We start from the raw sequence: 12,217 nt of genomic DNA, 5'->3' as shown, positions 1-12,217 counted from the left end.
CGGCAACCACACTGTTCGCGACGTCGCGGCGCCTTGCACGCACCGCACCGCGCCGGAGTGCGCGCATGCCGGTTCGCCTGCCGGCCATGCCGAAACAGCCTCGATCGGGGCGCACCGCGATCGAAGCACGATAACGAAATGAAAGAGGGAGCAAGGCGATGAATTGGGCCTTTGCCGCAATCGGCTTCATCGTGGGCGGTATCGCCGCATTGTTCGGGGATTTCTCCGCCGCCAACGGCGCGCTGCTCGGCGCGGCGGTTGGGTTCTGTCTCGGCCACGCGCTGCTGCAACACAAGCGCAAGAACGGCACCACCGCACGCGACGCATTCGCCATCACGACGGCAGCGACGCCACCACAGCCGCCCGCGACGCTCGCCGATCGCGTCGCTCGTCTCGAGGCGACGGTCGACACGCTCACGCGCGAGCTCGATGTGCTGCGCGGCCAGCTCGCCGGTGCGAAGGCCGGCGCAGCAGCAGCCGGCAGCCCCGCGCAAGCGTCGTCTCCGTCCGCCATCGTCGCGCCATCCGCCGCCGCGATTCCGCCACGACCGTCGACACAGCCTGCCGCCGCGAGCGCGAGTTCGCCGTCGCCGACGTCCATGCCGGCTCCCGCGCCTGCAATCACCACGCCGCGCATGCGCGACGCCGACGCTGCCACTCCCGCACCGATGAATGCGCCCGCAACGATCGAGCGCCCTGCCCCGGCTACCCCGCCCGTCCCGCCGAAGCCGCGCGAACCCGGCATCGCCGAACGCGCGTTCCGTGCCGCGCGCGACTGGCTGCTCGGCGGCAACACGGTCGTGCGCGTCGGGATCATCGTGCTGTTCTTCGGCGTCGCGTTCCTGCTCAAGTACGCGGCCGACAACAACATGCTGCCGATCGAATTCCGCCTGGCCGGCACCGCGCTCGCCGCGGCCGCGCTGCTCGCGATCGGCTGGCGCGTGCGTGCGCGCCGCGCCGCGTACGGTCTCGTGCTGCAGGGTGGCGGCATCGGCATCCTGTATCTGACGATCTTCGCCGCGACCAAGCTCTACCCGTTGCTGCCCGTCGGCGCGGCGTTCCCGCTGATGGTTGCGGTCTGCGCGCTGAGCGCGTTCCTCGCGGTGAAACAGAACGCCTTGCCGCTCGCGTTCATGGGCAGCGCGGGCGGCTTTCTCGCGCCGGTGCTGCTGTCGACCGGCCACGGCAGCCACGTCGCGCTGTTCAGCTACTACGCGCTGCTGAACGCGGGTATCTTCGCGATCGCGTGGTTCAAGGCATGGCGCCCGCTGAACCTGCTCGGCTTCGTGTTCACGTTCACGATCGGCTCCGCGTGGGGCGTGACGGCCTACCGCCCCGCGCTGTTCGCGAGCACCGAGCCGTTCCTGATCCTGTTCTTCCTGATGTATGTCGGCATCGCGCTGCTCTATGCCGTCAAACGCGAGCTCGCGTTGCGTCACTATGTGGACGGCACCCTCGTGTTCGGCACGCCGATCGTCGCGACCGCACTGCAGGCGTCGCTCGTGAAGGACATGCCGTTCGGGCTCGCGTGGAGCGCCGTCGCGCTGTCGGCGTTCTACGTTGCCGTCGCCGCATGGCTCGCGCGGCGCCGCGATCGCCTCGCGCTGCTGTTCGAGGCGATGCTCGCGCTCGCGGTAATCTTCGCGACGCTGGCGGTGCCGCTCGCATTCTCGGGCCCGACGACGAGCGCCGCATGGGCGATCGAAGGCGCGGCCATCGTATGGGTCGGTGTGCGCGAGAAGCGCCTCGCGCCGTTCGGCTTCGGGCTGCTGATGCAGGTGGCCGCGGCCGGCGCGTTCTTCACGAGCGTGCTCGGTCCGGTCGACGCAAACGCATTGCCGGTGCTCAACAGCCCGTATATCGCGATGCTGCTGATCGCGCTCGCCGGGCTGTTCACGGGCTGGTGGCTGCACGGGCGCGACGAAGCGCGCGCGTGGCACGCATGGATGCCGGAGGTCGGCGCAGCCGCCGCGGCGTGGGGACTGCTGTGGTGGTTGAGCGGCGGGCTGCACGAGATCCTCGTCTACGCAAGCCGTCATGTCGACCTGCATGCGGACCGCTTCGTCGTCGACACGACCGCGCTGTTCGCGGCCGGCACCGCCTGGCTCGCACACGTCGCGCGCCGCAAGCTCGCGTGGCCGATCGCCGAATGGCCGGCGCTTGCGCTGACGCCGGTACTGGCGCTGCTCGCGCTGCGCGCTTTCGACGCGCACGAAGCGCCGCTGTCGGGCATGGGCGCGTTCGCGTGGCCGATCGCCGTCGTCGCATGCCATGCACTGCTGTGGCGCCAGTCGCGCAACACCGCGGCCGCCGGCACGTCGGGCGCGACACCGACCGGCGCGACGGCCATCCCCGCCGGCGTGATCGCGCCGCTGCACACGCTGACGTTCTGGACGCTGTGCGGGCTGTTCTCGCTCGAAGGCTTCTGGCGGCTGCGCGCGTTCGTTCCCGAAGGCGCGTGGAGCTGGAGCGCATGGGCATACGGCTTCGGCGCGCTGCTCCTGCTGGTGTCCGGCCCCGGCACGCGCCTGCGCTGGCCGATTGCCGCATTCCCGCGCGCCTATCAGGTATGGGGCGCCGCGCCGCTCGCCGCGCTGCTGTGGCTGTGGAGCATCGCCAGTGTGACGAGCGACGGCGACGCGTCGCCGCTGTTCTGGCTGCCGCTGCTCAATCCGCTCGACGTCGCGCAACTGCTGATCTTCGTCGGGTTCGCGACGTGGCTGCGCCGCCTGAAGACGCTCGGCGTCACGTGGCATCCGCTCGCGATCGACCTTGCCGCGCTCGCAACCGTGTTCCTGTGGTTCAACGCGCTGCTGCTGCGCACGCTGCATCAGCGGTTCCACTTCGGCTACGACATCGACACCGTGCTATCGTCGTTCAGCATCCAGCAGGTGTTCATGGTCGGCTGGAGCCTGTTCGCGTTCGCCGGCATGTGGCTCGTGCGCCGCGACGGCATCGCGCGCGTGTGCGCGCTCGCGGCGCTGCCGCTGATCGTCGTGATGTGGGCCTGGACCTTCTACGCGAACTTCACGCAGGACGGCGGCAACTGGGCGCGCATCCCGCTGCTCAATCCGCTCGATCTCGTGCTCGTGGTCGTCTATGCGCTCGCCGGGTCGTGGTTCGTGCGTGCGCGCAAGCTCGGCTGGTCGTTCGACAACTATCGCGTCGGGCTGCTCGGCGCGGCCGGCGCGACGGCGTTCCTGTGGCTGAACGCGATCCTGCTGCGCACGCTGCATCACTGGACCGGCGTGCCATACGCGCTGGATGCGATGGCGGAATCGACACTCGTGCAGGCGTCGGTGTCCGTGTACTGGACGGTCTGCGCGCTCGCGACGATGATCTGGGCGACGCGTCGCGGGTTGCGTGCGCTATGGTTCGTCGGCGCCGCGCTGCTTGCGCTCACGGTGATCAAGCTGTTCCTGTTCGACCTGTCGCACGTCACCGGCATCGAGCGCATCGTGTCGTTCATCGGCATCGGCGTGCTGCTGTTGCTGATCGGTTATTTCTCGCCGCTGCCGCCGAAGGCCGCGCTCCAACGCAACGATCAACAATCATGAAACGACTCGCAGCCCTGCTCGGCCTGAGCCTGCTGACGTCGTTCGCGGCGGCCGACGCCACGTCGGGCGCCGAACGCGTCGTACATCGCTTCTCGCTCGATCTCGACGGCAGCGCCGCGTATTACCAGCTCACCGTGCCGCAGGCCGTCTATGCGGGCAGCCGGCGCGACGATCTCGGCGACGTGCGCATCTTCAACAGCGCGGGCGAGCCCGTGCCGTATTCACTCGATGCGCCCGTCATGGCCGCGGCGGCGCCGTCGCGCACGCCGGTGCACTGGTTCCCGCTGCCGCCGGCCCGTAACGACGACAGCCGCGCGCCGCTCGGCGTGTCCGTCGGCCCGGACGGCTCGCTGCGCGCGGCCGCCACCGCGCCGGCACGCGCCAGGCATGCGTCGGATCTCGTCGACCTGTCGCATGCGGACGGCGAAATCGACGCGCTGTTCGTGCATGTGAACGACGACAGCTACCAGGGGCGCGTTGCCGTCGCCGCGAGCGACGACCTGCGCAGCTGGCGCTCGCTCGGCAGCACGCAACTGCTGAAGGTCGGGCGTGGCGGTGACATGCTGGTGCAGGAACGCATCGCGCTCGAAGGCGCGGGGCCGCGCTACCTGCGGCTCGACTGGCTCGACGGCGCACCCGCGATCGGGTCCGTCGACGTCGAGACGCATCCGCGCGATGCACGCTCGACGGATGCGTCGACCGTGCCGCGCCAATGGCGCGATGCCACGCACGTGCGCGCCGGCAGCGTGCCCGGCGAATACCTGTTCGAGACCGACGGCGCATACCCGGTCGACCGCGTCCGGATCGACCTGCCGCAACCGAATACCGTTGCGCGTGCAACACTGCAGAGCCGCCCCGACGCGCAAGCGCCGTGGCGCGACGTTGCCGACGCCGTGCTGTTCCGGTTGCAGGGCAAGGGCGGCGAACAACGCAATCCGCCGCTCGAATTCCCGTCGGATACGGACCGCGCATGGCGGATCGTCGTCGACACGCGCAACGGCGGACTCGGCGGCGGCCAGCCAGCCGTCTCGGTCGGCTGGCATCCGGCCGCGCTGACCTTCGTTGCGCGCGGCACGCCGCCGTTTACGCTCGGCGTCGGCAACGCGGCGCTGCTGTCGTCAGCCGTGAGCCGCGATGCGCTGCTGGTCGGCATGGCGCCGGAAGTCCGGCCCGCACGCGTGGCCGCGGCATTGCCGGTATCGGAAGCACCGCCGGAATCAGCCGTCGCCGATACGGACGCGACACGCCGTTACGTGCTGTGGGGCGCGCTGGTCGTCGCGGTCGGCATGCTGGGAACGATTGCGTGGCGCCTCGCACGGGGCGGCGGCAACGCCGACGGCGGCGGCACATAAAATCGCGACAAGTGATACCGCGCGTTCGCCGAGCGCTTTACACGCCTTTTATCCGCCGCCCCCGTTTCTTTCGACGATCGCAACGGGTAACTGCGTACAGTCGTCGCATCGCAACCACGATGCGACGACATGCAGGACACGTACCCATCGCATGACCTTCCGCTCCAACGCACGCGCCCGGCCCCGCCGACGAGGCAACTGCTGTCCGCCGTCCCGATCGCGCTCGCGCTGGCGCTGGCGCTGGCGGTCACGCCCGCGGCCCGAGCCGACACGACGCCGACGGCTTCGGCAACCGCCGTCGCCGAGCCCGATGCGTCACCGTCCCCCGCACTCGACGCGATCGTGGCCACGCTGCGCACCCGCTTTCATGTTGCCTATGCCGACGCATGCGCGATCGCCCGTGCAGTACAGACCGAATCGGACCGCTACGGACTCGCACCCGCGTTGCTGCTCGCTATCATCGCCGTCGAGTCGGGTTTCGATCGCCATGCGGTCAGCGTCGCCGGCGCGCGCGGCCTGATGCAGGTGCTGCCGTCCGCGCATCGCGACCTCGTTGCGCATGTGAAGGACCTGTCCGATCCGGCGACCAATGTGCGAATCGGCGCGGCGATCTTCCACGGCTATCTCGACAATGCGGACGGCGACGTCGAATCCGCGCTCGTGCGGTACAACGGCGGCACGAAGCGCTATGCGCAGCGCGTGGCCCTTCACGTGCAGCAATTCGACGCGCAATTGCGCCGGCCGAACGGCGCGCCCCTCAGCGAGCCAAGAACCGCCGCGCCCCCCTGAGCCAGCGCACGACGTACCGCTACTGCGCGCCGGCCAGCCGATAGCCGACGCCGGTTTCCGTCACGATGTGCTGCGGCCTGCGCGGATCGTATTCGAGCTTGCGCCGCAGATGACCGACGTACACGCGCAGATAGTGGGCGTCCTTGTCGTGCGTCGCAACCCACACCTCGTTCAGCAGACGGTCGTGCGTCAGCAGGCGTCCCGCGTGATGCGCGAGTACGGCGAGCAGCCGGTATTCGATCGGGCTCAGATGCACGCGCGCACCGCCGCGCAATACCTGACGGTTGCCGAGATCGACGATGACGTCGCCGAAACATACCCGCACCGGCCCGACGCAGCCACCGCCGGCCTGCCGCCGCAGGTGCGCGCGAATCCGCGCGATCAGCTCGGCCGTGCCGAACGGCTTCGTCAGGTAGTCGTCCGCGCCCGCGTCGAGCGCCGCGACCTTGTCGCGCTCAGCACTGAGCGCCGACAACACGATCAGCGGTGCGGCCGAGCAGGCCCGCACCGCACGGATCAGCGCGGTGCCGCCGATATCTCGCAGGTTCGTATCCGCGACGATCAGGTCCGGGTGGCGCGCGCGAACCGCCGCCACGCCCGCGACGCCGGTCGCGGCTTCGCAGACGTTCATGTGCTCGGCCTTCAGCGCGACCCGGACGAAATGCCGAATCAACCTGTCATCGTCGACGATCACGACGACGACGCTCGGCTCGCTCATGCGACGTCGCCTCCGTCCCGATGCGAGCTCATGTTCACGCCTATCCGCATGCAACCAGCACCATGTCGATCAGCTTGATGAACGGGAACGGCAACAGCACGCCGCCCAGGCCGTACACCAGCAGGTTGCGGCGCAACAGCGGCGCGGCGCCGAGCGGACGATAGCGCACGCCCTTCAGTGCGAGCGGGATCAGTGCGACGATGATCAGCGCGTTGAAGATCACCGCCGACAGGATCGCCGACGCCGGCGACGCGAGGTGCATCATGTCAAGCACACGCAGTTGCGGATAGGTTGTCGCAAAGGCCGCCGGGATGATCGCGAAGTATTTCGCGACGTCATTCGCGATCGAGAAGGTCGTCAGCTAGCCGCGCGTCATCATCCGGCTCATCCCCGCCACGCCGATCGCCGACAGCAGACCGCCGATCGTCGTCGGGATCAGGCATACGAGCAGCGCGACGAGCGCCGTGATCGTCACCACGTGGCCGGCCTTCATCGCCTCGACCGAGAACATCGAGAACGGCAGCAGCGTGGCGGTCGCGAGCAGCATCACGATCGTCAGCGCGACCAGCAGGATCGTCAGCGCGATTTCGTTCGGCGTCTTCTTGCGCTTCGCGCCTTCGACCATCGCGATCATCCGGTCGAGAAGCGCTTCGCCCGGATTGACCGCCACCCGAACGACGATCCAGTCGGACAGCACGCGCGTGCCGCCCGTCACCGATGAGAAGTCGCCGCCCGATTCACGGATCACCGGCGCGGATTCGCCGGTGATCGCCGATTCGTCGACCGACGCGACGCCTTCGATCACGTCGCCGTCGGCCGGAATCGTGTCGCCAACCTCGATCAGCACCACGTCGCCCTTGCGCAGGTCGGTCGACGCCATCACCTCGACGTCCGCCTTCCCGTGCGGCACGCCGAGCTTCTTCGCGACGACGTTGTGTTTCGCACTGCGCAGCGATTCGGTTTGCGCTTTCGAACGCCCCTCGGCCAGCGCTTCGGCGAAGTTCGCGAACAGCACCGTGAACCACAGCCACAGCGCGATCGCGACGATGAATCCGGCCGGCGCCTCGGCTTGGCCGAACAGCGCGGCGATCCACAGCAGCGTCGTCAGGATGCTGCCGACATACACGCAAAACATCACCGGGTTGCGGAACGCGTCGGCGATCGCGGGACGCACCAGAGCGGGATCGAACATCGAGCGGGTGGCCGTGCGCGGATGGCCGGAGCAATCGGGGGGCGGGCTTGTCACAGGGGCGGGAGACATGGCGATTTTCCTTTTGCCGGCGCGTTGACGCGGCCGCATCCGGTATCGGTCGGGTGAGCCGGATGCCTTCGCGCGTCCGGGCGTGCGGCTTCCGTTTCCACACAACCGTCATAGGAAGGTCCGCGTGAAGATCGCGACAAAGGGCACCGTCAAAGCATAAAAAGCGCGTAAACGTCCACTTCGCCGCGACGCGGCGAGGTATCTCATGGGCCTTGCACGAGCAGGAGCGCCACGCTCTGCTCACACGACGTCGACGCGGTAAAAGCGGGGGAGAACTCGAGATTGGGCCGGCGTGCGATGCTCAGCCGACCATATGGCGCCCGTGCTGGCGCGGCCGCCACGGCGACGCGCGGCAGCTCGCGGCGCCGGCCGCACGGCGCGCAGCCCATCCCGCGCCACGCCGCATGCGCGAATCGCGTCGGGCCACCGTCGCGCCCCGCGACGGCAACGCATACGCGAGGCGTCGCACCGCAGCCGCGCGCGCAGCCAGACGCGATGCCGGCGACACACGGCGGGCAGGATGAACAGGCAGTGCGACGGGTCTTTTGCAGAGGATCGCGCTGTCGTAGCGCTTGCCGGCGAAGCGCATCACGTCGACCACCTCGAAACCCTGCGCGCCGTAGAACGCGACCAGGCGCGCCGCTGGATACGGCGTATCCAGCGCGAGCAGCGTATAGCCGCACAACGCGGCCCATTGCCCCGCAAACGACAGCAGCAGCGCACCGATTCCGCGGCTCTGGCATTCGGGGTCGACCGCCAGTTGCCGCACGCTCGCGACACCTTCGCGCCGGTACAGCGAGCACGGCGACGCCGGATCGGTCGCGTACAGCGTCGCGGTGCCGATCACGCGCCCACCGCACACCGCAACGAAACACTCGCCGCCCTCGGCGCGACGACGCGTGACGTCCTCGCCCTGGTCGACGCACGTGCAGTTCAACCCCATCGCGCCGAGCCGCGCGAACGCACGGTGCAGCAGCGCGGTGAGCTGAGCATAGCTGTCGAACGCCGGATCGAAGCGTCGCACGACGACCCGGTCGGTGCGCAGCGCAGGCGGCGCATCGGGTGACCATTCGGCGATCGTGTTCCGGGAAATCGACATCGCGGTGCTCCGTGGTTCGAATGACCGAAGTCTAGGAGCGTGCCGGCTGGCGTCGCAAGAAAAAATGTCGTAAATACGGCGCTGCACGAATGCGTACGACGCGACGGCGACGTGCGGGTCCGGTGCGCGTGCAACTGACCGCATGCGCGCGAAGTCGTCGATGGTTGTTCGGGGAATCAGTGCACGGCTTGCCGCTCGTCGACGACATCGTCACGCGCACTCGCCCGACCGTTGACACGCCACTCAACGCGATCCAGACTCGCTGCTCCTTCATTGCACCGCGAGCGCCCATGGTCACCTGCTTCCTTCGCTACGTCATCGATCCGTACAAACTCGATCAGTTCGAAACGTACGGCAAGATGTGGATCCCGCTCGTCGAGCAATTCGGCGGCACGCATCACGGCTACTTCCTGCCGTCCGAAGGCGCGAGCAATATCGCGCTCGCGATGTTCTCGTTTCCGAGCCTTGCCGAATACGAGCGTTACCGCGAACGCTCGAAGGACGATCCGGCCTGCCAGGCCGCCTTCCGCTACGCGGAGGAAACGCGCTGCATCGTCAGTTACGAACGCAGCTTCTTCCGCCCCGTGTTCGGCTGACGCGTCAATCGGAGACCCGCCACACGGCACGCGCCGCGCTCCGGCGACGGACGAAAAAAAGCCCCGCCTGCATCCGCTTGGCGGGGCCAACCCATGTCAGTAGAGACATCATGGAGGAGACGAGTCCATCTTATCGAGCATGGCTCGCCGTCCCAACCAAGCATTTCTGCTATCCATCTGCGGCGTCGCGCGCACGCGCGACCCTCGTGCATGGCATATCGATAGAACGAAAAGTCGTTTTCAGAGTGGCGACAGGGTCGTTACCATCTGGTTTTAAGCCGGTGCTTAGCCGGGCAAGCCATCCGAGGAGCGTCCCTTGACTGCATTCGATCAACACCGCCGCCCCTTCGTCGTCGGCATCGGCGGCACCACCCGAGCCGCGTCGTCGACCGAGCGCGCACTGTCGTTCGCGCTGCGCGGCGCACAAGCCGCCGGCGCACGCACGCGCCTGTTCGACGGCCCGTTCCTGCATACGCTGCCGCACTACGCCCCCGAACACAAAACGCTCACCGACGCACAGCGCGAGCTGATCGACACCGTGCGAGAAGCCGATGCGATCATCATCGCCACGCCCGGCTACCACGGCGGCGTGTCCGGCCTCGTGAAGAACGCACTCGACACGCTCGAGGAACTGCGCGCCGACGACCGTCCGTATCTCGACGGCCGCGCGGTCGGCCTGATCGTCACCGCGTACGGGTGGCAGGCGGCCGGCACCGTGCTCACGTCGCTGCGCTCGATCGTCCACGCGCTGCGCGGCTGGCCGACGCCGTTCGGCGCTACCGTGAACACGCTCGAAACGCGCTTCGACAGCGCCGACAGTTGCTCGGACCCGAAGGTCGTCGCGCAGCTCGAGACAGTCGGCGCACAAGCCGCCGAATTCGCGCTCGCGTTCGCGTCGCATCGCGCGGCCACGCATGCCGCATCGGTCGACGCGCTCGCGCCCGTTCTGAAGATCGCCAACCAGTAATCGCCGCCTTCCCGCCGCCCCGCCCCCGGCCGACCCGATTCGCCGGCGGCGGGCGGTGCGCGTCCCGAAGCCCGGCGCGAGCCGCTTCCACACATCCCGTTCCATCGAGCCCGCCCGCAGCGCCGATAACGATTCGGCCCGCCACGTAATTTGCATTGGCCGAAAGATTGGTTCACGCGGGCTGCCGGTTTTCGTACGCTGAAAGCCCGAACCCTCTGCGCATGCCATGAACCGCACGATCCGCTACAAAGGCTACGAAGTGGCCCCCGCTGCCGCCCGGCTGCCGAATGGGCTGTTCGCCGCGAACCTGACGATCGAGAAGGCCACCGGCGGCCCGTCGCCGCGCGCCGTCTCGTTCGACGCAATCGACTTCTTCTTCGAAGAGGAACACGCGCTCGCATATGCGTCCCGCTGGGGCCGCCTCTGGGTCGACACGCAGGCCTGAGCGCACGGCCGCAGCTATCGTTTGTCAATAAAGTAGAGCATGGCAAATCAATAAAATCAAAGACTTAGATTGAGATTTGCCATAGACGCTCGGTACATTTTGCCCCGTAAGATGAGCAAAATCACGAAAAATGACAGGAAATTTGAGCACGCCCTCTTGCACGGATTTGCCAAGAGCGCAGGAGCAAATTCCAATTCGCCGTCGACTCGACGGACCGCAGCAAGATACCATGCCTTACAACGGTCTTGCCGCAAGTATTAGGGGCAAATGCCGTAACCCTTTAGCAAGTAGCACACGACCGTTCTGAGGGGATGCACTCCTAGCAGCCGGGCGCATCGAGAAACGTGCCCAAGAAGGATACCTCATCGCACGATGCGTCAGATCACACCCGGAAACAAACTCGAACATGCAAAAAGTCGAGATTACTCAACATGATCTCAATACAGGATCAGGTGATTTTCACGATTACATGAAGTTTGTCATCCAACGACTCGCCACAAAAACTGCAGACCCTGCGCTCTACCTCTTTTATGCTGCCGAGATCATCACAGCCGACGGCCACACTATCAACGTTGGCTCCGACCACGACGACGTTGGCGTAAACGTCGCAAACTGGATAAGTAGCTTCTACGGAGACAGGGAGAATATTTCCCATTGCCTCCCGGCGCTCGCGTATCAAATTAATGGGGTCGTATATTTACTGAGGTTTCCCATTCATCGCGAGCCTCAAATGCTCTTTACCCAGGCCGTGATTGATTTTACCGATCTTGCGGTAGAGAACGCATCCCATAAAAGCTTGACTCTATTAGAGCTCACTTACAATGAGTTCTACAATTTCTTGTATTTAATAAGCCGCCTGGACACGACTACCGTAACTCACCTACAGGCGTCCGCGCATCGCATTTACGACGGCGCAGCTCACTATGCCTTAGCTCGATGGGAATCTCTATACTTTGTCGAGCGCGCCATGAAAGAAATCTTATCGAACGAAGGATTGGCGATCAAGAAAGGGAGTGATGGACATGATGTCCGCGGCGAATTGCACAATGCGTGGATCGCTGCAAGGAAACCTGCGTTGCCACTCAATTTGCTAGACGACGTAATGTGTTCGGCTTCGATTAGATACGAACGAACGCCACAACCGTTTATCGCTACTATGCGAGCACACCACGCCGCAATCAAACTAGGGGCGCTGATCGCACGGGAACTACCAGCACCTCCTGCGATGGAGGATCAAATGTCTGTTGAACTCAAGGTGATTAGTCGCGATCCAGTCTTGTCTCTGGCACGCCTCACGCAATCGTTGAAGCCGTCAATTGCAAATGGGCCATACGTGCAACTCTTGAGAGTCGGCACACACTGAAGATTATCCACGCACTCAAACGTCGTTGTTTTAATAAAACTTAATACGTGCGCGCGACGGACGAATTGAC

General features: G+C 66.3%; 9 protein-coding genes and 1 pseudogene. 7 read left to right on the top strand and 3 right to left on the bottom strand.

Annotated elements, in window-relative coordinates; translation table 11 throughout:
* The first annotated feature begins 158 nt into the window (after positions 1-158).
* The 3 genes from DIE13_RS09135 (at position 159) to DIE13_RS09125 (ending at position 5,698) form a co-directional block, all read left to right on the top strand.
* Positions 159-3,557, top strand: coding sequence for a DUF2339 domain-containing protein (locus DIE13_RS09135; RefSeq protein ID WP_124826842.1), 3,399 nt, complete (start codon positions 159-161; stop codon positions 3,555-3,557).
* Positions 3,554-4,909 (top strand): DUF3999 domain-containing protein, encoded by a 1,356-nt coding sequence (locus DIE13_RS09130; RefSeq protein ID WP_124826841.1) that lies wholly within the window; start codon positions 3,554-3,556, stop codon positions 4,907-4,909. Before DIE13_RS09135 ends, DIE13_RS09130 begins: the two co-directional genes overlap by 4 nt.
* Positions 4,910-5,038: 129 nt before the next feature.
* Positions 5,039-5,698, top strand: a complete 660-nt coding sequence (locus DIE13_RS09125; protein ID WP_233410037.1) for a lytic transglycosylase domain-containing protein — start codon at positions 5,039-5,041, stop codon at positions 5,696-5,698.
* A 19-nt stretch (positions 5,699-5,717) separates the two neighbouring features.
* Here DIE13_RS09125 and DIE13_RS09120 read toward each other — a convergent pair whose 3' ends face one another.
* The 3 genes and pseudogenes from DIE13_RS09120 to DIE13_RS09110 all read right to left on the bottom strand — a co-directional run bounded on the left by DIE13_RS09120 (position 5,718) and on the right by DIE13_RS09110 (position 8,776).
* Positions 5,718-6,416, bottom strand: coding sequence for a response regulator (locus tag DIE13_RS09120; RefSeq protein ID WP_124826840.1), 699 nt, complete (start codon positions 6,414-6,416; stop codon positions 5,718-5,720).
* 40 nt (positions 6,417-6,456) lie between these two features.
* Positions 6,457-7,608, bottom strand: a pseudogene (locus DIE13_RS09115) (HAD-IC family P-type ATPase).
* Positions 7,609-7,978: 370 nt separating this feature from the next.
* Complete coding sequence (locus tag DIE13_RS09110) at positions 7,979-8,776, bottom strand: GNAT family N-acetyltransferase (RefSeq protein WP_124826839.1); 798 nt, start codon at positions 8,774-8,776, stop codon at positions 7,979-7,981.
* 290 nt (positions 8,777-9,066) lie between these two features.
* On the opposite strand from DIE13_RS09110, the gene DIE13_RS09105 reads away from it, so the two are divergent.
* From DIE13_RS09105 to DIE13_RS09090, 4 genes are all read left to right on the top strand, one after another.
* A complete protein-coding gene (locus DIE13_RS09105; protein ID WP_124826838.1) occupies positions 9,067-9,372 on the top strand; it encodes an NIPSNAP family protein in 306 nt (101 codons plus the stop codon).
* Between the two features lie 316 nt (positions 9,373-9,688).
* On the top strand, positions 9,689-10,339 hold the full coding sequence (locus DIE13_RS09100; protein ID WP_098551163.1) for an NADPH-dependent FMN reductase: 651 nt from the start codon (positions 9,689-9,691) through the stop codon (positions 10,337-10,339).
* Between the two features lie 226 nt (positions 10,340-10,565).
* A complete protein-coding gene (locus tag DIE13_RS09095) occupies positions 10,566-10,784 on the top strand; it encodes a transcriptional regulator (protein ID WP_096502005.1) in 219 nt (72 codons plus the stop codon).
* A gap of 406 nt (positions 10,785-11,190) precedes the next feature.
* Positions 11,191-12,147 carry a hypothetical protein gene (locus tag DIE13_RS09090; RefSeq protein WP_124826837.1) on the top strand — a complete coding sequence of 319 codons (957 nt, stop codon included), beginning with the start codon at positions 11,191-11,193 and terminating at the stop codon, positions 12,145-12,147.
* Positions 12,148-12,217 lie beyond the last annotated feature (70 nt).

The organism is Burkholderia sp. Bp9016, assembly GCF_003857765.1.
GTDB lineage: Bacteria > Pseudomonadota > Gammaproteobacteria > Burkholderiales > Burkholderiaceae > Burkholderia.
Note: the sequence above shows the minus strand (reverse complement) of the source record. Positions and strands in the feature narration are given on the sequence as shown.